The 23,467-nt window shown below is 42.7% G+C and carries 32 protein-coding genes; 21 read left to right on the top strand and 11 right to left on the bottom strand.

Features of this window, described 5'->3' with window-relative positions; translation table 11 throughout:
- The 3 genes from E2I14_RS19750 to E2I14_RS15435 all read left to right on the top strand — a co-directional run.
- The coding region (locus tag E2I14_RS19750) for an ExbD/TolR family protein (RefSeq protein ID WP_406675715.1) at positions 1 to 149 on the top strand (149 nt) is incomplete at its 5' end.
- Between the two features lie 165 nt (positions 150 to 314).
- Positions 315 to 1,559, top strand: a complete 1,245-nt coding sequence (locus E2I14_RS15440; protein ID WP_133330143.1) for a hypothetical protein — start codon at positions 315 to 317, stop codon at positions 1,557 to 1,559.
- Positions 1,560 to 1,674: 115 nt separating this feature from the next.
- Entirely contained in the window at positions 1,675 to 2,970 is a 1,296-nt protein-coding gene (locus tag E2I14_RS15435) for a tetratricopeptide repeat protein (protein ID WP_133330142.1), read from the top strand.
- 70 nt (positions 2,971 to 3,040) lie between these two features.
- Here E2I14_RS15435 and E2I14_RS15430 read toward each other — a convergent pair whose 3' ends face one another.
- The gene (locus E2I14_RS15430; protein WP_133330139.1) at positions 3,041 to 4,531 is read right to left on the bottom strand and encodes a transglycosylase SLT domain-containing protein; all 1,491 of its coding nucleotides are present in this window, start codon (positions 4,529 to 4,531) and stop codon (positions 3,041 to 3,043) included.
- 186 nt (positions 4,532 to 4,717) lie between these two features.
- On the bottom strand, positions 4,718 to 4,855 hold the full coding sequence (locus E2I14_RS19355; protein ID WP_165967862.1) for a hypothetical protein: 138 nt from the start codon (positions 4,853 to 4,855) through the stop codon (positions 4,718 to 4,720).
- A gap of 58 nt (positions 4,856 to 4,913) precedes the next feature.
- On the opposite strand from E2I14_RS19355, the gene purU reads away from it, so the two are divergent.
- From purU to E2I14_RS15365, 13 genes are all read left to right on the top strand, one after another.
- Positions 4,914 to 5,792: a formyltetrahydrofolate deformylase gene (gene purU, locus E2I14_RS15425; RefSeq protein WP_133330137.1), complete on the top strand. Its 879-nt coding sequence runs from the start codon at positions 4,914 to 4,916 to the stop codon at positions 5,790 to 5,792.
- Positions 5,792 to 6,340, top strand: coding sequence for a YaeQ family protein (locus E2I14_RS15420; protein WP_133330135.1), 549 nt, complete (start codon positions 5,792 to 5,794; stop codon positions 6,338 to 6,340). The genes purU and E2I14_RS15420 overlap by 1 nt, the downstream gene beginning before the upstream one ends.
- A 52-nt stretch (positions 6,341 to 6,392) precedes the next feature.
- Complete coding sequence (locus E2I14_RS15415; RefSeq protein WP_133330133.1) at positions 6,393 to 7,127, top strand: response regulator transcription factor; 735 nt, start codon at positions 6,393 to 6,395, stop codon at positions 7,125 to 7,127.
- 351 nt (positions 7,128 to 7,478) lie between these two features.
- Entirely contained in the window at positions 7,479 to 7,736 is a 258-nt protein-coding gene (gene rpsP / locus E2I14_RS15410; protein WP_133330131.1) for a 30S ribosomal protein S16, read from the top strand.
- Between the two features lie 61 nt (positions 7,737 to 7,797).
- On the top strand, positions 7,798 to 8,388 hold the full coding sequence (gene rimM, locus E2I14_RS15405) for a ribosome maturation factor RimM (protein ID WP_133330130.1): 591 nt from the start codon (positions 7,798 to 7,800) through the stop codon (positions 8,386 to 8,388).
- 57 nt (positions 8,389 to 8,445) lie between these two features.
- Entirely contained in the window at positions 8,446 to 9,195 is a 750-nt protein-coding gene (trmD, locus tag E2I14_RS15400) for a tRNA (guanosine(37)-N1)-methyltransferase TrmD (protein WP_133330128.1), read from the top strand.
- Positions 9,196 to 9,343: 148 nt separating this feature from the next.
- The gene (gene rplS / locus E2I14_RS15395) at positions 9,344 to 9,733 is read left to right on the top strand and encodes a 50S ribosomal protein L19 (RefSeq protein WP_133330126.1); all 390 of its coding nucleotides are present in this window, start codon (positions 9,344 to 9,346) and stop codon (positions 9,731 to 9,733) included.
- A 133-nt stretch (positions 9,734 to 9,866) separates the two neighbouring features.
- Positions 9,867 to 10,538, top strand: coding sequence for a CoA pyrophosphatase (locus E2I14_RS15390; RefSeq protein ID WP_227544759.1), 672 nt, complete (start codon positions 9,867 to 9,869; stop codon positions 10,536 to 10,538).
- A 168-nt stretch (positions 10,539 to 10,706) separates the two neighbouring features.
- Positions 10,707 to 11,660, top strand: coding sequence for a CobD/CbiB family protein (locus tag E2I14_RS15385; RefSeq protein ID WP_133330122.1), 954 nt, complete (start codon positions 10,707 to 10,709; stop codon positions 11,658 to 11,660).
- A 426-nt stretch (positions 11,661 to 12,086) separates the two neighbouring features.
- Positions 12,087 to 12,644 (top strand): H-NS family nucleoid-associated regulatory protein, encoded by a 558-nt coding sequence (locus tag E2I14_RS15380; RefSeq protein WP_133330121.1) that lies wholly within the window; start codon positions 12,087 to 12,089, stop codon positions 12,642 to 12,644.
- A gap of 9 nt (positions 12,645 to 12,653) precedes the next feature.
- Complete coding sequence (locus E2I14_RS15375; RefSeq protein ID WP_133330119.1) at positions 12,654 to 12,845, top strand: hypothetical protein; 192 nt, start codon at positions 12,654 to 12,656, stop codon at positions 12,843 to 12,845.
- 389 nt (positions 12,846 to 13,234) lie between these two features.
- A complete protein-coding gene (locus E2I14_RS15370; RefSeq protein WP_133330117.1) occupies positions 13,235 to 13,723 on the top strand; it encodes a hypothetical protein in 489 nt (162 codons plus the stop codon).
- 90 nt (positions 13,724 to 13,813) lie between these two features.
- Positions 13,814 to 15,022, top strand: a complete 1,209-nt coding sequence (locus E2I14_RS15365) for a hypothetical protein (RefSeq protein ID WP_133330115.1) — start codon at positions 13,814 to 13,816, stop codon at positions 15,020 to 15,022.
- Between the two features lie 235 nt (positions 15,023 to 15,257).
- On the opposite strand, the gene E2I14_RS15360 is transcribed toward E2I14_RS15365, so the two are convergent.
- Complete coding sequence (locus E2I14_RS15360) at positions 15,258 to 15,527, bottom strand: hypothetical protein (protein WP_133330113.1); 270 nt, start codon at positions 15,525 to 15,527, stop codon at positions 15,258 to 15,260.
- 65 nt (positions 15,528 to 15,592) lie between these two features.
- Between E2I14_RS15360 and E2I14_RS15355 the strand changes: the two genes are divergently transcribed.
- The gene (locus E2I14_RS15355) at positions 15,593 to 15,919 is read left to right on the top strand and encodes a hypothetical protein (RefSeq protein ID WP_133330111.1); all 327 of its coding nucleotides are present in this window, start codon (positions 15,593 to 15,595) and stop codon (positions 15,917 to 15,919) included.
- Between the two features lie 108 nt (positions 15,920 to 16,027).
- On the opposite strand, the gene E2I14_RS15350 is transcribed toward E2I14_RS15355, so the two are convergent.
- From E2I14_RS15350 to E2I14_RS15320, 7 genes are all read right to left on the bottom strand, one after another.
- The gene (locus E2I14_RS15350; RefSeq protein WP_133330109.1) at positions 16,028 to 16,468 is read right to left on the bottom strand and encodes an HNH endonuclease signature motif containing protein; all 441 of its coding nucleotides are present in this window, start codon (positions 16,466 to 16,468) and stop codon (positions 16,028 to 16,030) included.
- A 35-nt stretch (positions 16,469 to 16,503) separates the two neighbouring features.
- Positions 16,504 to 17,271: a DUF6071 family protein gene (locus E2I14_RS15345; protein ID WP_133330108.1), complete on the bottom strand. Its 768-nt coding sequence runs from the start codon at positions 17,269 to 17,271 to the stop codon at positions 16,504 to 16,506.
- A gap of 819 nt (positions 17,272 to 18,090) precedes the next feature.
- Positions 18,091 to 18,297, bottom strand: coding sequence for a helix-turn-helix domain-containing protein (locus tag E2I14_RS15340; protein ID WP_133330106.1), 207 nt, complete (start codon positions 18,295 to 18,297; stop codon positions 18,091 to 18,093).
- A 551-nt stretch (positions 18,298 to 18,848) separates the two neighbouring features.
- Positions 18,849 to 20,414 (bottom strand): VapE domain-containing protein, encoded by a 1,566-nt coding sequence (locus E2I14_RS15335; RefSeq protein WP_165967861.1) that lies wholly within the window; start codon positions 20,412 to 20,414, stop codon positions 18,849 to 18,851.
- Between the two features lies 1 nt (position 20,415).
- The gene (locus E2I14_RS15330) at positions 20,416 to 20,634 is read right to left on the bottom strand and encodes a hypothetical protein (protein WP_133330102.1); all 219 of its coding nucleotides are present in this window, start codon (positions 20,632 to 20,634) and stop codon (positions 20,416 to 20,418) included.
- A 254-nt stretch (positions 20,635 to 20,888) separates the two neighbouring features.
- Entirely contained in the window at positions 20,889 to 21,419 is a 531-nt protein-coding gene (locus tag E2I14_RS15325; protein WP_133330100.1) for a GIY-YIG nuclease family protein, read from the bottom strand.
- 83 nt (positions 21,420 to 21,502) lie between these two features.
- Entirely contained in the window at positions 21,503 to 21,904 is a 402-nt protein-coding gene (locus tag E2I14_RS15320; protein ID WP_133330098.1) for a hypothetical protein, read from the bottom strand.
- An 85-nt stretch (positions 21,905 to 21,989) separates the two neighbouring features.
- Between E2I14_RS15320 and E2I14_RS15315 the strand changes: the two genes are divergently transcribed.
- The 4 genes from E2I14_RS15315 to E2I14_RS15305 all read left to right on the top strand — a co-directional run bounded on the left by E2I14_RS15315 (position 21,990) and on the right by E2I14_RS15305 (position 23,139).
- Positions 21,990 to 22,247, top strand: a complete 258-nt coding sequence (locus tag E2I14_RS15315) for a hypothetical protein (protein WP_133330096.1) — start codon at positions 21,990 to 21,992, stop codon at positions 22,245 to 22,247.
- Positions 22,244 to 22,420 (top strand): hypothetical protein, encoded by a 177-nt coding sequence (locus E2I14_RS19350; protein ID WP_165967860.1) that lies wholly within the window; start codon positions 22,244 to 22,246, stop codon positions 22,418 to 22,420. Before E2I14_RS15315 ends, E2I14_RS19350 begins: the two co-directional genes overlap by 4 nt.
- A 187-nt stretch (positions 22,421 to 22,607) precedes the next feature.
- Entirely contained in the window at positions 22,608 to 22,895 is a 288-nt protein-coding gene (locus E2I14_RS15310; RefSeq protein WP_133330094.1) for a hypothetical protein, read from the top strand.
- A complete protein-coding gene (locus E2I14_RS15305; protein WP_133330092.1) occupies positions 22,885 to 23,139 on the top strand; it encodes a hypothetical protein in 255 nt (84 codons plus the stop codon). The genes E2I14_RS15310 and E2I14_RS15305 overlap by 11 nt, the downstream gene beginning before the upstream one ends.
- Here E2I14_RS15305 and E2I14_RS15300 read toward each other — a convergent pair.
- A partial coding sequence (locus E2I14_RS15300) for a hypothetical protein (RefSeq protein ID WP_165967859.1) occupies positions 23,140 to 23,467 on the bottom strand: 328 nt, incomplete at its 5' end.

The following is a 23,467-nucleotide window of genomic DNA, read 5'->3' as shown; positions in this document are numbered from 1 at the left end:
CGGTTGCCGCGATTCCAGATCAACCAGAAATGCATTTGCGTCCGAACAAGTTGGTTGCCTATAAAACGGTAGCTAGCGTGATGGCCGCAGCACAGCGTTTGGGTGTGACTAAAATCGGTATGGTGGGGAATGAGCAGTTTGTTGACTAATCTTTATTGGATTTGACGACTTGCAAAAATGTAGAAGCAATGGTTGAGTTTTATTTCTGTGGCTTATACAATCGCTATGACTCGCTGTGCAGCTAAAATACAAAAATCGGCAGGGTTCTCCTGCCGATTTTTTCATATGTAAACTTACTATAAAGAGTAAAAGTAATGGCCAATTTTCGATATGTCCGTTTTGGAGTTCTCATTGCTGCCTTAGGTTTATCTGCAGTATCAACCTTAGCGCCGACACCAGCATTTGCCCAAGCCGCTGAAGCGGTCAAACCAGCAATCGGTGCAGCTTTAAAAGACGCCGCTGATTTATACAAAGCCAAAAAATTCAAAGAAGCTTTAGCCAAATTGCACGATGCGGACAACGTTCCCGCCAAAACAGCTTACGAGAGTTATGTAATTGAAAGTACCCGCGGTTCCTACGCTTTGGCCGCTGGCGATAAAGATACTGCTGTTAAATCTTATGAAGCCGTCGTTAGTTCTGGTCGTTTGAGTGCGGCACAGAAATTGACAATGTATGAAGCGCTCGGCGGAACTTATTACAGCATGAACAATTTAGCCAAGGCACAAACTTGGTATGGACGTTATTTATCCGAAGGTGGTGACGATCCAAAAATCCGCGCAATGATGACGCAGATTTCCTTCCAAAACGGCGATTGCGCCAAAGTTTCTAAAGAAATCACTGCAAATGTTCGCGCTGAAGAAAAAGCCGGACATACTCCAGCAGAGGGTGATTTGCAGATGTTGGCCAATTGCACGAAAAATGACAAAACGGGCTACGTCGCCGCAATGGAAAAGCTGACGACCTACTATCCTAAAAAGGATTACTGGAAGGATCTGTTGAATCGTCTGCCAACTCGTCCGGGCTACTCTGAGCGTTTATTGTTAGATTTGTACCGTTTGAAGCACGAGTTGGGTTTAATCACGACAGTTAACGACTACATGGAAATGTCGCAATTGTCGTTGCAAGATGGTTTGCCAGCAGAAGCGCAAAAGATCATTGACCAAGGTTACAAAGTTGGTGTGTTCGGCGTAGGTCCAGAGGCTTCCCGTCATCAACGTTTGAAAGATTTGGCCGCTAAAAATGCTGCCGCTGATCTGAAAGCACAACCTAAGACCGAAGCTGACGCAAAAGGCGCCGCCGAAGGTACTGGATTGGTTAATTTAGGTTTTGCTTACGTAGTCGCAGGTCAATACCCGAAAGGAATTCCACTGATGGAGCAGGGTATCGCTAAAGGTGGTCTGTCTCGCCCAGAAGACGCTAAATTGCACCTCGGTATTGCTTATTTGTGGTCTGGTAAAAAAGCCGATGCAATTAAAATCTTGAAAACTGTTCAAGGTGCAGATGGTACTGCTGATTTAGCGCGCTACTGGATCATCCAGGCGAATCGCCCTCTGAAATAATGTTTAGTTGTGCGGTTTAATTAAACAGCCACGCCGCTGCGATATGCGGCAGGCAAAATCAAAATCGGTAGGAATTCCTACCGATTTTCGTATCAAATTTTAGAAAGAGTTAATCATGGCAAAATTTGTTAATAATCGAAGCAAGATAGCGGCTTTGACGCTGGCGTTGCTCTCAGCATGCACGTTTTATTCCGGCGCCGCCTTAGCCCAGTCAGGTTCTTCCACAGGCAATACTAAAGCGGCTGACGTAGCTCCGCCAACATTAAATCCTGAAATCGCGAAAGCTGTAAAAGCCGCGCAGGATTTTGCGGCGGCAAAAGATTATCCGAGCGCTTTGGCTAAGTTGGCCGAGACCGATAGCATCGCTAATAAAACGCCGTATGAAATTTTCGCTGTTGAACGCACGCGCGGTGATTATTTGTTGGCGAAGGGCGACAAGGACAACGCTGCCAAAGCGTTTGTGGCCGTGGTTGAAACTAAATATTTGAAACTGGCTGACCAACTCAATTTGATGCAAATTATTGGCCAACTTTATTTCCAGTCTGGTAATTATCCGTCATCAATCTCCTGGTTGACTCGCTATCACACTGAAGGTGGCACTGATTCCCGTTCCTATCCGTTGTTAACCCAGGCTTATTACTTAAACAAAGAGTACGCTTTGGCCTACAAAGGCATTTCAGCGCAAGTGCAAGCTGAGATCGCTGCTGGAAAAGTCCCATCCGAACAGAGTTTGAAGTTGGTCTACAGCTGTATTTCTCAAATGAATGATAAAGAGGGAACCTTAAAGGCAGTCGAGCAGTTGAACAGCTATTACCCGACCGCTAAAAATTGGACGTATTTGATTAATCAAACCCAAACTAAGCCAGGTTTTTCTGATCGCCTCTATTTAGACTTATACCGCTTGAAGCAAGAATTGGGCTTATTGACGGTTGCAGCTGAAATCGTTGATATGTCGGAAACAGCCACTCGTGCTGGTTTGCCAGCAGAAGCTAAAAAAGCGTTGGATCAAGGTTTTGCTGCCGGAATACTTGGTAAGGGTGCCGATGCTAAGAAGCATGCCGATTTATTGGCGGCAGCGACGCGCCGTGCGGCAGATGATTTGAAAACCATGCCTCAAGGTGAAGCCGGCGCAGCCAAGAGTAAAGACGGCACTGGCTTGGTTAATCTAGGTATGGCCTACGCTACCTCAGGTCAGTATGACAAGGGCATTAGCCTCATCGAACAAGGTATTACCAAGGGCGGCTTGGCTCGCTTGGAAGAGGCTAAATTGCATTTGGGTCTGGTTTATTTCTGGGCCGGTCAAAAAGATCAAGCGATCAAACAATTGCAAACCGTCCAAGGTGCTGATGGCATTGGCGATTTAGCGCGTTATTGGGTGATGGAAATTAATCATCCACTCTTGAGTAAATAATCTGGTGTTCTGAAATGCAGACGTAAAAAAAGCAGCCTCGGCTGCTTTTTTTATGTCTTAGCTCAATAAATTAGCCAGGCTTGTGCGTTTTCGCTTGGGCCACAGTGATCTTCTTGTTCATCTTGGGTTGTGCAACTTGCTTCTTACTAACTCGTTTTGAAGATACCCCCGCTGTTTGGACAGGGCTTCGTTTGACGGGCGCGGCGGCGACCTCAATTTGAAGTTTTTGGCCTGCTTTGATGGAGTCGGACTTTAAGTTATTCCACTCTTTTAATTGAGCGGTAGAAACTTTGTAGCGCTTCGCAATGGACGCAAGAGAATCTTTCTTGCCAGCGGCAACGTTGATCTTTCTAGTGTTATCGCGCGCAATGACCAAACTAGCGTTATTTACCACCATTTGGGAAATATCATGGTCAGCACTTTGATCGCTTTTCGGGATGAGTAGGGTCGAACCCGCTTTTACCAACATATTACTCGGAACTTGGTTGACGTCTTTGATGACGTTGGCTTGAACTCCCAAGCGGCGAGCGATGCTTTCTATGCGTTCATTCTTGTTCACCGCGTAGGCAGTCCAACTCGATAATGGGCCTTCCCATTTACTCAAATTGTTCTTGAAAATTTCTACGTTATCGAGGGGAAGCAGAATTTTTGTGTCTGATGTGCCAGTAATGACTGGGCGGTTGAACTGCGGATTGAGTTCTTTAAATTCGGCCACCGTTAACTCGGCCAATTGCGCTGCCACGCGCACATCGATGTCGCGCGTTTTATCGATACTAGCGAAATACGGCTGATTGTAGACTTGCGGTAATTCGATGTGGAACAATTCTGGGTTGCTGATAATGTTCTTTACCGCCTGTAGCTTGGGAACATAATTCTGTGTTTCTTTTGGCATTAAATACGACATGCTGTCATAGTCGATCGGCAATCCCGCCGCTTGCTGTTTTTTGATGGCGCGCTGTACGGAACCTTCTCCCCAGTTATACGCAGCTAAGGCTAGTTGCCAGTCGCCAAACATGTCGTACAGTTTTTGTAGGTAATTTAAGGCAGCATCGGTCGAATCCAAAACGCCGCGTCGTTCATCCTGAAACATATTTTGTTTTAGGTTGAAATCCTTGCCCGTCGATGGAATGAACTGCCACATTCCTGAGGCTTTGGCGCTTGAAATTGCCTGCGGATTGAAAGCCGACTCGATGAACGGTAGCAAGGCTAGCTCAGTCGGCATGCCACGTTTTTCCAGTTCTTCAACCACATGATAAAGGTAGCGAGATGCGCGCTCTGTGGTGCGCAGGATATAACTGGTGCGCGTGCTATACCAATTTAATTGGCTTGAGACTAAAGAATTATTTAAATCGGGAATTCCGTAACCTTGACGAATGCGATTCCATAAATCGACTTCTTGGTTGCTGAGAAATGCAGTTGATTTCAGCGCGACCAGATTGCTGTTGCTATTAAATGGAATAACTTCTGGCGTGGTGATATTGGACTTAATATCGTTTTTATTATCGCCGGAGGCCCCGGAAATGGTCACCGGATCGGCATGACTTAGTGCTGCAAAGGACATCAGAATTGTGAATAAAAGGGGCTGTAGGCGAAACGGCGGCATAGTAATAACCCTTTTTGGCAATCAAATGTTAATGCGAGAGTTTAAGTAAGTGTTGATAAAGTAGTCAAGTGAAACGTGGCCCAACTCCGCCTACGTTGCGGGATAGACTATTTTTCTTGGTGGAAATCAAGTTGTTGTCAACGATTACTGGCTTTTGTGCCATTTTTGCGCATCAAAGACAGCAGATATTGCTTTTGGCGGTTGGCAATTGCCGGTCATGGCGTCAGCGCTGCCTTCAGGCGTCCGTGTTTCTGGTGGATTTTGGAAAATCGCGGGATTCATTATTCTCTCACTCATGCGACAATAGCCAACTTTGTTGATCCCACTGACTATTAATCCAATGAAATCCGAATATATCCTGACTTTATCTTGCCCAGATCAGCGCGGCATTGTGCATAGCGTATCCGGCTTCCTTGCATCAAATCACTGCAATATTATCGATTCCGCTCAATACGGCGATATTGATTTGAATTTATTTTTCATGCGCGTGCACTTCGTGAGCGATAACTCGGATGGCGAAGTTGAGCCTAGCTATGAGCAACTTAAACGGGGCTTCGCTGAATTGGCGCAGCGCTGGGAGATGACTTGGGAATTGCACGATGCGCACCACAAACCTGCGGTGATTATTATGGTGTCCAAGATTGGGCATTGCTTGAATGACTTGCTGTTCCGTTATAAAAGCGGTTTGTTGCCGGTAGATATCAAGGCGATTGTGTCGAATCACACCGATTTTTATCAATTGGCGGCCAGTTACAATATCCCATTCCACCACCTTCCTTTGGCTGCCGGTGCAAGCCAAGCCGAAAAACTGGCTCAGGAGCAAAAAGTGAAAGACATTATTGTCCAGCAAAAAATTGAGTTGGTCGTTTTGGCGCGCTACATGCAAATTCTCTCTAACGATCTCTGCCAATTTTTATCCGGGCGCGCGATCAATATTCATCATTCTTTTTTGCCGAGCTTTAAAGGCGCAAAACCCTATCTGCAAGCGCACCAGCGCGGCGTTAAATTGATCGGCGCAACCGCGCATTTTGTGACCAGTGATTTGGATGAAGGCCCGATTATTGAGCAGGATGTCTCTCGGGTAGATCATTCCATGTCGCCAGAGCAATTCACTGCCATTGGGCGCGATGTGGAATGCGTGGTGTTGGCTCGTGCAGTGCAATGGTTTGTTCAGCATCGTTTGATTTTGGATGGCAGCAAAACGGTGGTGTTTAAATAATGGCATTGAAATCAACCGTTTATAAAGCCGAACTGCAACTGTCCGACATGGACAGAAATTATTATGCGGCGCATTCGTTGACCTTGGCTCGGCACCCGTCTGAAACCGATGAGCGCATGATGGTGCGCTTGCTAGCCTTTGCCCTTAACGCGAGCGAAAATCTAGTTTTTGCGCGTGGCTTATCCGATATTGAAGAACCTGATCTTTGGTTAAAGGATTACACCGGCGCAATTCAGCAATGGATTGAGGTCGGTCAACCGGATGAACGTCGCTTGCTCAAAGCGTGCGGCAGATCTGAGCAAGTTTTGGTGTACAGCTACGCCAGTAATAGTCCGATCTGGTGGCAAGGGATGGGAAACCGTTTAGAGCGCGCCAAGAATTTAACCGTTTGGAATTTGCCAGTCGCTACTTCGCAAGCGCTCGAAAAAATGGCGCAGCGCTCGATGCAACTGCAGTGCACTATTCAAGATGGGCAATTATGGCTAACTGATGAAACGCAAACAGTACAAGTTGATCTGATTAGCTTAAAGCAGCCTGGAGGCTATTAGTATGGGCGAATAGTGGCGAATAAGTTTTGTCGGGCAGTCGGTGTCTGGTGATATGTTGAATCAAAATAGTGACGCAATGGATGTAAGCGCTATCCGGATTCTGTTAGTTGAAGTGGACGCCGTTTTTCGCAATCTGAATTCGCTGATTTTGAAAAGCCTAGGTTACGACCTAGTTTGTTGCCGCAGCGGGGTCGATTTATACCGCGAATTGGTTGCTCATTCGTTTGACATTGTCTTGCTCGATGCAGATTTGTCGGGCGACGATAGTTTGGTGCTCACGCAGCAATTGCGTGGAATGCATCGAACCAAAGCACTAGGTATTATTCTGCTCGGTTCGGACGATCGAATTTCTGCGCGGATAAAAGGACTCAAAAGCGGCGCCGACGCCTATATGCGCAAGCCCGTTAGCCCGCAACAAATTCACGCTCAAATTGAAAGTTTATATCGGCGTATTTCACTAAATTCCGATCAGCCTACAGCGTTGCTATGGCGTTTTTCCGCAAACGATTGGAAATTGTTTGCACCTTCTGGCGTTTTGATTGAATTGACTCATTTGGAAGCGAAGCTAGTACACATTTTGGCGGCGCATAGCGGGCAGCCGGTTTCAAGGCGAGAAATCATCTCGAAGGCCTTAAACCAAGATCCCATGATCTACGATGAGCGGCGCTTGGAGGCCGTAATTAGCAGATTACGCAAGAAAATCGCAAAAAGGTATTTCGCCTCGCAACCGATCAAAGTGGCTCATTCTGTCGGCTATATGTTTTCTGATAAGGTCGATATCGCTTAAGTCAGTGATATCGAAATATCATGAAAACATCCTATTTCTGAGCAACTGTTTTGCTGCTTAGTCCTGCTCTGCAATCAAATTGTTTGTTTTTGGCTTAAATTGGCGACTTTTACCTAAATTTAGCGAATTTTGTTGTTGCTGGCTTTTGAATTGGCTTGGCGTGCAGCCTGTTTTGTAGCAGCCGATTAATTTATTAGGTGACCTAACATAGCTATTTGCACGGTATATACTGGTGAAGTTTGTCTCTTTATCGTTTCAGGATTGAAGGTTTCTTGCTGTTACGTTTATTGTGCGTTATAATCTTTGGTTTTTCCGCCCTCGTACTTTTTGTACTCTTTTTTTGGAATTATTATGGTCGTTATTCGTTTAGCTCGCGGTGGTGCAAAAAAGCGCCCTTTTTACAATATCGTTGCAACTGATTCACGTAATCGTCGCGATGGTCGTTTCATCGAGCGTATCGGTTTCTACAACCCAGTAGCTTCTGGTTCAGCAGAAACAGTACGTATCGCTCAAGATCGTTTGACTCATTGGACAGATCACGGCGCGCAGTTGTCGCCAGCAGTTGCTCGTTTGGTTGCTTTAGCAGCTAAACAAACTCCAGCAGCGTAATTGAACGAAGTCGCAACCGAGTTGCAGAATTGCTGCAATTTGGCGGGGACTTAATCAGCCAATGGCGAATATAAATAGTCAATTGCCGACAGACTTGGTTTCTGTTGGGCATATTACTGGCGCCTACGGTGTGCAAGGATGGGTGAGAGTTCATCCTTATTCGGCTGATGCTAGTGCCTTACTCCATGCTAAAACATGGTGGTTAGGTAAGCCAGAAGGCAATGTTCGTTCGCGTAGCGATGCATTGATCGATGTCAATGATATCGAGAAGCTTGAAGCAAAGCGCCACGGCGAAGACATCGTTGCACGATTTGTCGGGGTCGTAGGTCGCGACGCTGCTGAGGCACTCAAAGGTTCTGTCGTACAAATTAGACGCAGCCACTTTCCAGCGTTGGATGATGGTGAATTCTATTGGCTCGACTTGATCGGTTTGACAGTAGAAAATTTGCAAGGCGAAAGCTTAGGTGTTGTGGAAGATTTAATCGATAACGGGGCGCATCCAATTTTGCGCGTTGTGTCAGTAAATCAGGCACCACAAGAATCCGACGGCGACAAAGCGCGTGAATATTTAATTCCCTTTGTCGAACAGTTTGTGCCTAACGTCGACCAGCAAAGCAAAAAAATAACAGTGGATTGGGGTTTGGATTACTAACAGCAGTGTCGGTAATCGCTGACCAGCTAGTTCCAGCAACAGTAGAAAGCGCGCAAGATGCAATTTGATGTGATTACGCTTTTTCCTGAGATGTTTTCAGCCTTGACTCAATCCGGTGTGACACGACGTGCATTTGAGCAGCAGAAATGCGCTTTAACGTTGTGGAATCCACGTGATTTTACGAGCGACAAGCATCGTACTGTTGACGATAGACCTTATGGCGGCGGCCCAGGCATGGTAATGATGGCCAAGCCGTTGCAAGAAGCGATTAGCGCGGCCAAAGCGCGTCAGACCGAGTTAGGTTTGCCTGCGCCTAGAGTGATTTATTTATCGCCGCAGGGACAGCCGTTGACCCACCAGCGCGTCATGCAGTTGGGCGATTATTCTGGTTTGGTTCTGTTGTGTGGCCGCTATGAAGCGGTTGATCAACGTTTAATTGATGCTTGTGTTGATGAAGAAATCAGCATGGGCGATTTTGTTTTATCCGGTGGTGAATTGCCAGCAATGGCCTTAATGGATTCCATGATTCGCCAGTTGCCGGGAGTGTTGCACGACCAAGAGTCGGCAGTACAAGATAGTTTTGTTGATGGTTTGCTTGATTGTCCACACTACACGCGCCCAGAAACGCATGACGACGTGTCGGTACCTGCGGTGTTGCTAGGTGGAAATCATGCCGAGATAGAAAAATGGCGGCGCGAGCAGTCCTTGCAAGCAACCTTGATGAAGCGACCTGATTTAATCCAGCAGGCGAGAGCAGCGGGATTGCTGTCGAAAACGGACGAAAAATTTTTAAGCGGTAAAACTTAACAGCGTTGCCCGTTAAGTTGGTTGTAAAAGTAGGTGGTAATTGAGAGTAGGCCAAGGCTTACATGTTTAATCCCATCCTCTACTGGGCGATGCGCATAATTTATTAGCGTATCAAAATGCACCAGCATGATGGTTATAGGAGTTAAAAATGGATCTGATCCAACAACTTGAGCAAGAAGAAATTGCCCGTTTGGGTAAAAACATCCCTGATTTCGCACCTGGCGATACAGTGGTTGTGAACGTCAACGTAGTTGAAGGTACGCGCAAACGTGCTCAGGCTTACGAAGGCGTAGTTATTTCACGTCGCAATCGCGGTTTGAATTCGAATTTTATCGTGCGTAAAATTTCGTCCGGTGAAGGTGTTGAGCGTACATTCCAATTGTACTCACCACTGATCGCTTCGATCGAAGTTAAACGTCGCGGTGATGTGCGTCGCGCTAAGTTGTACTACTTGCGTGAACGTTCAGGCAAATCTGCACGTATTAAAGAAAAATTGCCAGCACGTAAAGTTCAAGCAGAAGCAAAATCTGCTGAGTAATTTTCACAAATTACACGCTAATGTACTGGTAAGAAAAGAGGGCGCCGATTGGTGCCCTTTTTTCTTATACTCGACTAAACATACCAAACAACAAGCATTAACAAGCATTAACAAGCATCAACGAGGACACGCAGTGACGACCGCCATTTTTGATCCAATAGCTGTTCCCATCGATTCAATTTCTGACGACGGTAATGTCGAAACCGAACGCCTGGAAATCGACTGGATACGAAGCCGCTTTGCGCATCCACCGCAATGGCGACCCGAAATCACCGATGAATCGAGTTTGATGCTGGATGCGCCCGGTTTCGTGGATGCTGCCGTGTTGATTACATTGGTGCAGCGGGAAGCGGGATTGCATGTGCTCTTTACTCGGCGTACCGCGCATTTAAAACACCATGCTGGGCAAATCAGTTTTCCCGGCGGACGCACGGAGAAGAGCGATCTCGATGTCATTCAGGCCGCGTTACGTGAGGCCCGTGAGGAAATCGGACTGGACAGTGCGACTGTGGATGTCTTAGGAACTTTGCCGGATTACTACACCGGAACTGGCTATCGGGTAACACCGGTAGTCGCGGCCTTGGTGTCAAGTCCGAGCTTGCAGTCAGAGATCAACGAAGTGGCCGAAATATTTGAAGTGCCTTTGGCGTTTTTGATGGATGGCAGCAATCATCAGCTCCGTAGCGCGATTTTCCCTAAGCAGGGTGCGCGCCGGAGTTTTTATAGCATTCCTTATAATGATTATTTTATTTGGGGGGCAACCGCGGGAATGTTGCGTAATTTATTTCATTTTCTGCGCGCTTGAGTACCAAACTGATTTAGCTCAAAGCAGTCACAGTGCGCAAATATTCGTTCGGTATTGTCTGTCCTAGTTGCATCAAATGCCTGTCTACGTTATCTTGGCGTCTTATTTATTGCTGCTTCGACATATTCGTTCCGAAGCGTTCACTGCACTGACCAACTCCCACAGCCGATGACTTTCTTTTCCATACTTTGCGCCTTATTGATCGAGCAACTAAAGCCATTGCGCGCGGACAATCCAATTTATATGGCGATTAAAGCGTTGGCGATGCGCATAGAAGCTTGGTGTAATGCTGGTGAGCCGCAAAATGGACGCTTAGGTTGGTGGGTAACGATTGCCATCCTGACTATCCCAACAGCCGTTATCTACTGGATTTGCTTACAAATTAATTTCTTCGCAGCTTTGCTGTGGAATATCACCATCGTTTATTTGACGTTGGGATTTCGTCATTACAGCCACTATTTCACCTCGATCCAATTAGCTCTGCATTCCGGTGACGAGGCCACGGCACGTAGTTTATTGGCCGAATGGACGCGCACTGACACGACTGGTTTGGATGTTTCCGAGATTGCTCGTTTGGCAGTGGAGAAATCCCTCATCACCACGCATCGCAGCGTGTTTGGTGTGTTTTTCTGGTTCTTGATGCCGGTTGGGCCTGCTTGTGCTGTGATGTACCGCGTAGCTGAACATTTATCGCGTGCTTGGAATGAACCCGATCACATGAAAAATGAAGCTTTTGGCCAATATGCAGCGCGTATTTTTTATCTGATCGATTGGATCCCAGCGCGGCTCACCGCAATTGCGTTTGCGGTGGTGGGTAACTTTGAAGACGCGATTTATGCGTGGCGTAACTTTGCCCATCGTTGGAAAAACGAATCCGAAGGCATCATCTTGGCCGCTGGCGGCGGTGCCTTAGGCGTAAAGCTCGGCAGCCCTGAAGAAAACGCCGTTGAATTGCCCATGGATGCTTCCATTGTCGATTCTGTCGACATTGAGCCAGAGGTCATGCCAGGTGAGCCAGCGACGATTCGTTCATTGCAAAGTGCCGTTGGTTTGGTCTGGCGTGCGCTGCTGCTGTGGATGTTATTGCTATTGTTATTATCAATGGCGGTGTGGTTGGCATAATCCACGTCCTGGGCTGACCCACTCCTAATCCGCGATTGTTCTTTAAAACGGCCTCGTTGCTGCCTATACTAAGGCGGCAATGAGGCCGTTTTGTTGATGATTTTCTGTTCGCGAGCCGAATGTACAGTCTTCTATAAGATATACTTGTTTGTTTACTTTTTGTCAATTGTTTTAATTCAACATTCCCCGCAAACCCGCATAGACATTGGCTCTTAGCGTGGTGGGCTGAAAAATCCCCCTTAAAATAAATGTCGTAAAACGTGCTGTCACGATTTTGCACATCTATATTGTTGGCTTGTAGCAACACTTTCCCATCCATTTAACTGATTTACAGCGGAACCCTTCTAATAGGTGTTCGGTTGTTCGTTTGCAGGTCTGACTACACTATTTGGATTATGCAATGTTGCATACTAAGAAAAGGGGTATATGATGGCAAAGGCAAAAAACATAGTTGAAACTAATACAGAGGACTTAGATATGAAACCACCTGTGCATAAGGAACAAACACACGAAGAAAATATGGCTATGATTGAACGGCTTAAGAAATTTGAATCACTAAGTTTAGATGACCTATATAAGAAAAGTTTAGAAGCACAGGCCTTAACAACAGCAATTGAAGAAGCTATTAAAGCAAAGCGAGTTAAGGAAGTTAAAAAATTAGCTGCTAATATTGCTGAACAGGTAAGTGCTGCTGACTTTACTATGAAAGAAATTATTGACGAATTATTAGTGTATGTTCCACCGGAATTAAAAATTCGATTAGTGCGGAAAGTTAAAAGCGAAACAAAAAGCGATAGTAAGGCACGGCCTGAACGAAAGGCTATTTTAGATAACGCCGATGTTAAGCCAGTAAGCGGATCAACTTATAAACTGCCTTCGGGCGAAGTGTGGAAGTATTTAGGCAAGGGCGGTGCGCCTAAAGTGTTTTTAGCAGCTATACGGGATGGTGTACTTTGGAATGATTTATTAATCGCAACTGAATAAGGAAAAATTATGGCGAACTTTGTAGAACTTACAAACCAATACGGCGTAGCAGTAGTAGTAAATGTAGATAAAATCCAGTACGTACTTCCTGAACCGTCTGTAGAAGACGATTCACTTACACTAATTCATCTCGAAGGTGCTGCAAGACTTTGTGTTGAAGGAAGTATCGATACAGTAATGGCTAAGATTCTTCGCAGATAATAATTTAAGATTTAAGGGTATGTCTTACTATTAAAGAGCCTTTCGGGGCTCTTTTTTTATGCATTTTTCGTGCAATTTAGAGCGTAGATAAACTGATAATAAAGTGATTCAAAAAGCAATATTGAAATAATTTGTAAAAGTGCTGGACAAATTTGACTTTCTCAGAACAATGTGATATGGTCTTACTTAGCTGCACACATCGTGCAGTCTGTTTCAACCGTTCTTTAACAATTAAATTACAAGTGCCTTGCAAGCGTAAAGCCGCTGCATGTGCATTGTTGTAAACAGTAAAGTTTTATCCTTGTCTACACAAAAACGAAGGGGCAGACAGACGTATGAGCTGCTGCACTTTCTGTGTAATAACAAGGGGCCGTTATGGAGAACACAAAATGGCAAAAGCAACAAAAAAACAAATTAGTAAACTTAGGCTGAATGTTGGCGTTAAATTTAACGGCAATTTTTATGCAACAAACATTCCGGCAACAAGCAACATTACATTCCTCGACTGGGATGAAGAATCCATACAAGGTCGTTGTGGTTATTTGCTTAATGCTTTATGTTTGGAATACCCGGAACTTAATCCGCGTTTAGCTGATTTGCCAGATGACTGGGCAGAAAAAGCAATTATGTACGGCTATGGTATTACAGCCCCTTTAATGCAATGTATTACTGCAAAGCTCATAACATTAGAAGATGCAGGGTTTGCAAAAGAATGGACTGATGAAGAAATGAAATTATCTTATGGATTTGTTTCTGAACATATTGATGAGACTCTTGAATATTTGTTTTCAACAACTAAGCAAAAAGTTGTTAGTAATGCGCCAGTCGTAAATTCAAAAACGGGCTTACCTGTTGCAGGAACCCGCGTAGTAAATTAAGCAGTAAAACTGCTCAGGTTACATAACTCTGTATGTCACATCGGGTGCTACAAGGTTGTGTAACTGTCGAGCAGGGTTTGGAGAAACACAATGGCAACAGCTATAAAAAAACAAGTAGTTGAACAGTTATATTTTGGTGTACGAGTAACGCTGCACTATGGTTGCATAAACGAGGAAGATTTTGGTTATGCACTATGGCCAGGTGATGAAGCTTGGGACAGCATGGGTAAAGTTGGCCGGGCTGAATATGTATTAAGCGAAATGAATAAATGGCTAGCTGGTAACGGCTATAGATTTAAGAGCTTAGTATTAGTCAGCGAAGATGCAGACGACATTGTTGCAACTGATCTTGTATATGCTGACGCGGCAACAATGCGTGAACATTTTGTAGATACGTTGAACGGCTTAGGGTATGAGTCGTATGAAGATGAAGCAGAAACTGAGGGAGAAGTACCCGAGCAGTTATATTTTGCAGTTGAAGTTGAATATGATGGCGAATGGGGCAAAGCAGGAAAAGATGTTGGTTATGTTAAGTGGATCGGTAGTGATGCATGGTGTGAATTAGAATGCAATCAACGTGCCGACTATATTCGTGACGAAATAATGACTTTTTTTAGCTGCAATAATTGGTTAGTTAAAACAATTATGTTACGTGGCAATAGTGGCTGTGAAAATTACAGGCACGTTGTTACTGACTGGCTCAACTTAGATGACGAGCAGATGTTTAATCATTATGTTGGAACACTTGAAAACATAGGGTGTATTGACATAGTTGCTGACTTAATCACAGAAGCTGATAGTAAAGTCGATGACGAGCAGTATGTTTTCGCACCTGAAGAAGTATTGCCCGGACTTGAACTGACGTTTCGTATATTTGAAACGCACACTTACGGTTCAAATAATGCTCATGACTGGGACACGTATATTGCATACATCGACTTAGTTAGCAACGATCATTGGAACGGGCTAACACCTGCACAGCGTAAGGAGTGGATGGTAGAAAACGCAAAATTAGTGGAACCCGCTGAATGCGATTTTAAATTTAGTCACTTTGTCGTCGATAGTGCTGGAGACGAGCAGTATTTGTATTCGTTCAGCAGCGAAAATGTTCCTAAAACAGTGTTTGAATATACTGCTGAAGAACTAATAGCTAGTACTCATATTGCACCAGTGTGGGAATTTGACGCTTTTCACGAAGGGTATGAAACACATGCAGAGTGGTTAGTTGTTTATTACCCTGAACTGGTTGCAACTGAAGACGAAGTTGAAAGCGAAATGGTGCAGCATGAGCCACAGTGAACTTGAAACTTTCAATAAGCTGCGGCGAGTACCACGACAGCAAATGTCTGACATGCTTGATGATTTTACTAACATCCACGATTGCAGTTCAACACCGGAACAGCTATTAGTTCTAATGCGGAATTTTGCGGAAGAAAATTGTTGGACGTTGGAAGAGTTGCATCCGACTGTTGAATGGAAGTTGTAGTCGTAAAAAAAGCCCCGCAAGGGGCTTTTTTATTGGGCGTGTGCTTTGTTAATACTCATCGGCTCTTAACAGCGTAGTGGAGCTAAAATCATGTTCAGTAATTAAATACAATTTCTCATCTCCCACTTTATAACTACTAAAAATCCTACCACCATATGCAATAGCGTCTGTATTAGCTTGAATATCTTCTTGCCCTAAATCGCCCCAATCACCATTTGCATGCCTAGCTATTAACTGCAAAGGGTTTATGTTGTAATTTTTACAAACAGACAAAGCGCCGGGAGTTGAAACAACTTGCCCAAGGGAAAATAATGACATACTGTACTCCTACGTAGTTGGTAAGAGCTTAATTTTAATGTCACTTTGATAATAGGAGTAATCTAATGACAACTTTGTACGCTCGTTACAATTTGGAAGTAAAAGGATTAACTGAACAAAAGGCTGCTGAACAGTTTGTAATCGCTGAAGATGTATTCTTTGAAGTTTGGGGTGACATTGGGGATGGGGTAATAGTTTCTGTCGAGAAGGGCAACATAATTACACTGACCGTCACCTGTGATAGCGATAGTCCTGCAAGTTTTCTCACTGCTGGTGAAATATTTGGAAGGTTTGGTGAACGCTGTTGTGGAGGTAGCACTTGGGCGCACATAATAGATGAAACTGGTCTTGTAGTTGACGGAGCATCACTGCCGGGCGACATAGTTGAGTGAATGTTTCATCGCTTATTAGCACCTCTATGTCGGGCTTGAGTCTCATGTAGTGTGAGCATAGATTTAGCGGGTCACTGTCCAGAGGAGGATTATTTCATTCACTAATATTTATTCGTCTAAAATTGCGCTTAGGTAGCTGTCCACGTAGTCATCATCTATCTTTTTCATACCGTGCCTGAAGATTCTTTTTTGAGTTGCAATAGCAGCCTTACGATTATTTTCAGCACGTTGTAGACCAATGGCCTTTCTGTGCCATTTCTTATAACGGACTTGCCCAAATCTATGCGGCTTGTTTATGTTAATCGCATCCTTTAGAAAACATTCCACGCTGAATATTTGTTGAGCGTCACCCATTTTGAATAATAGGATGTGCGCCAACATATGTTCGCGGACGGTAAGTTTTACTAAGTTGTCTGGGTGGTTACTACCTTTGTGACTACGCGGGACTATGTGGTGAACTTCATAGTATGTATTAGGGTCACATTGCCCAAGCATTTGTCTTAGTAGGGCTTTGGATATTAACTTGGTATATTGGTTGGAATAGTTCATGCATATATTTAGTCCGAGGTCTTAGCAGTGGTCAGCTAAATTTTTGGATCAACAATTTTTCTATCAACAAGCTGTTGAAATATATGGTCGGCCCAAATTTTATGTGACTTTGGCCAAGGGTGAAAACATGGTGACATTGGTAATTTATGTTCGTGCATGTAGTAGCTCATTGAAGCAGAGATATCAATTCCATTAGTTCCACTCGCAATTTGAGCCACTATTTTTCCATGTCGCTTTTCTTCTTCTGCGTTTAGGGTTGTTGGAGTTTCCCACTTCCACGGCATCCCTAAGAAGAATATGAATGGAATTGAAAGGTTTTCTAATAGATTTTTAAGTAGATAAATTTGACGGAAATATATGTCTAACTTCGCTTCAGGATCATATACATCCATAAAGTAATGCCAATAGTAATCATCAATTTGACGAACTTTTTTGGGTGTTAAGTTTTGTTTTATATCATTGAATGTTGAACATGGTTGAGCGCTATTGAACCTATAATATTTTCCCTTAATATAAATTTCGTCTCGGTCCGGTAATGTCCATCCAATAGCAATAAGCGTTTCTGCTCTTTGTTCTGGTTCGAGTGCAGTAACATAATCTATTGTCTGTCGCAAAATGCGGGCATTACTTCCACCACCGGTCGCTTCATTTATAACATTGCAGTTCATAAGTTCGCCTAAGTATTTAGGCCAAGCAAAATCATTTATGTTTATATCTTGAATGTTTTTATTTTCAGGAGCAGTTTCTGCACCACACCCTTCAGTCCAACTGCATCCATTCGTGTATATAGTTTTAATACTCATTGCTTATTCCATTGTAAAAGCAATATTTATCAGCAGTTAGTCTCGGTCTTTTTAGGTTGATATTGGATGCCGTGGTCGGTTCCGGGGTCAGGTAAAACAGTGGTTGACATTATCTTTTTTATCATTTTCAGGTCTTATTTTTGTCCATAATAGAAAAGCGGCCAGACCGGGACATCCACATTTCAAAAGTGGGTACCCCACTCATATCACACCGGCCTGTCTAAAATAATGTCAACCGAAACCGTTGTATCTACCACGACCACATAGAGGTTGACAGTCTCCTTCTATGGTGCGGCCTACCATACGGTAAACTACTCCATATACTCCACTGTTTAGAACAGTCACTGCACCATTGAAAGGCTGTGTAACCTATTGAATAATGGGAGGTTTATTAGCCTTGAAATGGTTGACACTGTGGCAACAGTGAAAAGCCGGTTTGCCTAAGATTTGTCACTCTGAAAATACCGTGGTGACACAGTGAAATTCTTTTGAAATGTGAAAGAAAAATAAAATAAATCGGTTGACAAGGTAGAGCATAGGTGCGGCCTATAGGTCTTCTATAAGAGTGAGTATAGGTCTTCTATAAGACCTGAGAGTGAGACTCGGTCATCGGTCTTATAGAAGACCGACCTTGGAAAATATATTTCTGAAAACCGTTGTTTTATGGTGAAAAGTGTGGTTTTTGAGTGAAATTTTGGAGGTTTTAGGTTGACAATTTTTTTGGTAGAGGCGGGCTAAACTACCTATCATTTACCTACTTAAACCGCTCCCTAAACTGTCACTGTTTCGATAGGTATTTGGACCTTTGCGCGATGTAAATCAATTCAATCCATACTCTTTTTTGTATCGCCACATTTGAACCCTGCTAATACCAAGTTCTCGTGCAGTTGCTGCTGAATTTCCATCATTGCGAATATAAGCGTCTAAAATTATTTTCTTCTTGATTTCTAACCACGGATTAGGTTTGAAAGATTCTTTTTTCTTCGCTTTAATCTTCTTGAGTATTTTTTTATCGTCATCGTCCATAGCAATATTTATCAATGAAATTCTCACTCATAAAAAATCCCACTGTGTTTTAAGCAGTAGGATTTCCAATTACAGGAGGAACTTCAATGGCGGTATCAGTTCACTTTTATTTATCTGCCTTGCCTTTTAAATTTTTTTGCTTATTTCTGCTTGAAGGCGAAGCCATGAAAAGTGGTGCTTAATTAATTGAAGAGTTGGTAAGCACCACCCTAAGCACCACTCTAAAAACACGGTTGTAGACAGCGTAAGGGGCAGTTTTTTTAAGAAGTGGTGCTTGTGGTGCTTGTGGTGCTTATATTTGAGTAAAAGATAGAAATAAAGAATTTGATTTTTGTCGGGACCGGGAGAATAAGCACCACAAGCACCACAAGCACCACTTTTCGCCCTTGTAGGCATCTAAAACACCATTCACTAAAAATCTAAGCACCACCCTAAGCACCACCCTAAGCACCACCCTTTTAGGCCATTTCAAAATCTATCAACCATAAAAAAGCAGCCCTAAAGCTGCTTAATCGAAAAAAGATTATTTTTATGGTTTTTCGTTCAGAAATTTACTCGCCCTTTTCAACCATTCTTATCTGATACTGAACACCTGTATTTTTATCGAGTTTTTGAATTTCTAATCCTTCAACGTGTTTTGAAATGTCCATCACGTCTAATGCGAATTTTCTGTTAGTCATAGTATTCAATGGTTGATGTGCTTTTTCATATTCTTGAAACTCAGCATAGAATTGAAGCCCTTTAATTTTTTCTATACCACCGCGATTTACATACTGTCTTTCGCGTAAAAACATTTCAATCAAAGACATACTTCTTTTACTGTCCTGCGATTTTTTAATACTGGAAATTACTGCTTCATTTTTAGTTAAATCTGAATCAGAAGTTTCGTCGATACTTGTCCATAACAATTCAATATTAATTTCGCCCAATGCATCCCAATCTAATTTGTCAGCACATTCAATTTGAAAGAAACGACGCATACCAGTTTCATCAAAAATCAAACGCGACAAATCCTTGTTAGAACTACCAATGAAAGTCGCATTGTTAATAATCTGTGTACCACCGTTAATACCTAAAATACGTGACGTGAAATGATCCGATGTAATTTTGTTTTTAACTAAATCAATTTCGGTGCTGCTGCCATAACCCATTTCATCAAACACCAAAATATAATTGTTCCAAATATCGTGATAACGGTCATCTACAATCGCTTTGAAGTTAGTAGGAGCTACAAACTCTGACAAAACTTTATTAAGATTTTTAATAACCGTGCTTTTACCAATGCCTTGTTTACCAGTCAAAACAGGCATCATATGATCTGTAACTGGTTTGCCGAAGAACTTTCTTTTAATCTGCCATACGAAGTGGCGCAATACTTCTTTTGATTCTTCAACTTCTTTTTCAGTTAATAAATTAATGTATTTGTCCCATTCTGCTTTACCTGCTTCGACGTTGTTTGGATTGAAGCGAATGCTGTCACCAATCATTTGCTTAATCATTCCGCGTTCACGATCACGCCAGTCTTCTAAGGCACGCATTAAGGCACGTTCGTTATATCCTAATTTCAAAGTAGCACTCTGTTTAATCAATCGCTTCCACATTGTGTCGAAAGTGAATGTTTTTGTATCTGCCAATTTAATGCTTTCTTGAACTTCTTTAGGTAATTCAGCGAAATCTGCCATTGAATATTCATTGCCTGCATACACGTAAGGCGCAGTGATATCGAAAATCGCTTGGTAAGACATTTTTGTGTCCCACTTTTTCATTAAAGTATCGACGAATTCATACTCATTTTCAGGAACAGTATCTAATTCAGCCATTACTTTTTGATTGCGGAGATGTGAAGCAATTGAAGCTGAAACATTTTTAACGTCAAGGCCAAATGCTTCTGCTAATTCTTTCTTTTGGTATGCAGTAATAGTGGTTAAATCTAAAAACTTAAAAGTATCAAATATGCTTAACTGAATACCTTGTTGTAATTGGTTTCTGACTTCAAGTATTTTGGTATTGTTATTGCTGAATACGATTCCAGTTGTAGTTTCTGCTTCAACTGCTAATGGTGGCATTGGCCCACCTTTTTTAATGAAATCGAATACTTGTTTTTCTTGTAGAGACATATTATTCATCTCCCATTACTGTTAATAAGTGCTGCTGTCTTTCTAAGATCATTTTAGCTAATACTGCTATGTCGCTGAAATCTTTTGTTGTTCCTTCTTTGTATCCAATAAACCATTCTGGATATGCTTCTTGAATTTCAAATGCATCTTTGATTGCCTGTACCACATCTTCTTTTGCTGTGTACATTGCTGAGTTATAGAGGTCGTCTGATTTTGTCATGATAATTTCCTTTGCTGATTACTTAGCATCAGCAGATAGTGCTTTTTTTATTTTTTTTAGCCCAGTGGAATTATTTCGACTTGTACTTAGCGTAGGGCCACCCAACTTGCTTGGGACGGTAATAAAACATCTCACTGCTTTACTCAGCCAAAAGCCCCATTAAAGGGGCAATCGACTTTGTGAGATTTTGCTACGCTAAGTCGTGCAAGCATTGCGCTTACATACTTATTTATCTCTTTCAGGGAAAATACTCGTCAAATACTCTTCTTTTTTGCGGCAGCACGTCGTTCTCGAATTGCCTGTAAAGCCGGTGATTCAATCTCCTTCTTTACATCGTCTACAAAGCGTGTTGTGCAAGGTTGGGTTAAATCTACCCTACGCTCTACCTTAACTCTCGGCACAGACGCTTTTTGACGTGCTACAACCGCTTTTCTATATTTAATGAAGTCGCTTGGCCCACTGTAATCACGACCCATCCAAGGTTCATCGTCGCCTTTCTTCATATTTTGCAAAGGCTCATTCCTGTGTAAATTGATGAAATAGTCTTCGTAGAATTCAGTTCCTGGGCCACACTCCATTAAAATCTCCATTTCCCAAGGTATGTTTAGGCTGTCGAGCGTGGATGCATATTGATATTTCCATTCATCCCCGTCTTTGTAGTGACGCGATCCAAGCCTGTGTTCACCTAATCGCCTATGTGGATCGATTGTGCGTCCAATATAAAAAATTATTCGTGCGCCATCTTCGATATAAGTTAATGCGTAAATATAGTCAGTGTTTTCCATAACAATATTTATCACTTCACCCAAAAAAATGCCCCAATACAACCTATTTGTATTAGGGCTTCATCGTTTAACTACAATCGTATTTATCTCTTTAGGTATTTAGTGACATCTTTTTGAGTAGCAAATCTCCACTGTCCGTTATCGAGACAAAACACTCCTGTGCCGTCTTCGTTAGGCTGTTCTGCTTCAGTCTGTTCTTGCATTTTCTTTTCACAGTATTCCAAAGGATCGAGTCCACGTGCTATGCAGGCATCACGACGATGTGCGGCATTATCTCTTGTCCACCCATACAGTTCACACAGCTTATCTATCTCTTTAACTCTGCGTGATGTTCTCTTTTTACCAGTACCCAATTCATAAACTTGCCAAATATCGATTCCTTGTTTTTTACATCGGTAACGCTTCTCGTGAGCCTGTTTTTCTGTCCACCCAAATGCTGCACACAATGAGTTAATTTCGTCGGTAGCTGGTCTATTTTTACGCATCCTATATTTATCGCTCTTTTTGGCCTATATCCATTCAATTAGACCCAATAGTGATAAATATTATTATGAAAAGGAAGGAATTGTTATGACAAAACACTATTTAGGAAGGGCTTGCAAATATGGGCACGACGATGGAACAGGACACACATTAAGACACACCGGAAGTAATCAATGTGTCGAATGCATGGTCGATAAAAGAAAGACGGAAGAGTACAAGGAATACCACGCTGCCTATCATCAGAAACTGCGAGCGAACAATATTGAGAAACTAAAACAGTATCGCCAAACACAGATTGATAAAGGCAACCACAACAGCAAATACGAAAAGGATAAAACAAAATGAACTACACAGAAGCAGATTACATAATTGAAAAATTGCAAGGGACAGAACTTTCAAAACTGAAGTTCGGAATGTGGAAGGCAGTAAAAGCAGCATCACGCCAGCGCTCAGAGCCGAGTGCAGAGTGCAAAAGTATGCAAGCGATGCTCAAAGCAAAACTGTGCAAGGTGCAGTGATAAAACAGGTAAATATTAAGTAAGAACTTACGCCTGTTCAATACCGCTAATACAGCTTTATGCATTGACAGAAACGAAGTATAAGCAGCACCAATAGAATTAAAAGTAACCGCTTAGATTGCACAAATTATGGCGAATTTAGCGAACCATAATCGAGAACTAATAGCAGCGTAACAGGACAAAAATAATGAGAAAACCGTTCTTGGAAATGGAAGAAATAATTAAGGCCTATATTTATATCTATCTTAATGTTTGGAAAATGCAAAACCGCGATATTACTGATGATCCACGAACACACGAATTGTTCCGCATTCACGGATGGACTTTAGAAGAATATCAAAAAGAAGCAAAGAATCACCCTGAACAAAAAGCAGCACTTGAATTTAAGATGCTTGGAATAATTAAAGAAATGAACGAAATTTTAGATGAAGCTCACGCAAGAATGAGCATAGAGGAAGATGAAGATGAGCAATGAAGACGATACATTTAACGCACTACGAAGAAGCCCAATTGATTTAGTGGACGAAATTGTTTTGAATTGGTTTCAAATGGTTCCACCCTTTAGCCCAATAATGCGTGATTTTTATACGATTACGGACTTAGAACAACACGAAGTTCAGAAACTTGTAAATTTAGTTGAGTCACACCACTGGACCATCGAAGCATATTTGAAGCACTCAGTAATTGATTTCCCGCAAATCAGAATAGTTCACGAGTAATCAATCCATAATACAAACAGCCCCACCTTTTATTGGCATAAGAACAGATGGGGTCGTTTGCTGCACTTCACCCCACTCAGTCCACGAAACAGTAACTTTTAGATCGTATGGATCGTGATGCAAATTGATTGTGTAACTTTGTCCAGTCACTTCGGTAATTGCTTCAGCAAGTCCTCTTAAGCGAACAATAGCAGCACCAACACCTTCAGTTTGTGCAACCGTAAATGCTTCGTGCCTAATCCTACCCCAATTTATATTAAATGTTTCGTGCTCAATGACAGGCATAACAATGCCACGAACACGACTTAAACTCTCAGTTAGTAATTCA

The organism is Sapientia aquatica (assembly GCF_004358105.1).
Classification (GTDB): domain Bacteria; phylum Pseudomonadota; class Gammaproteobacteria; order Burkholderiales; family Burkholderiaceae_D; genus Solimicrobium; species Solimicrobium aquaticum.
This window is presented reverse-complemented; position numbering and strand designations above follow the sequence as displayed.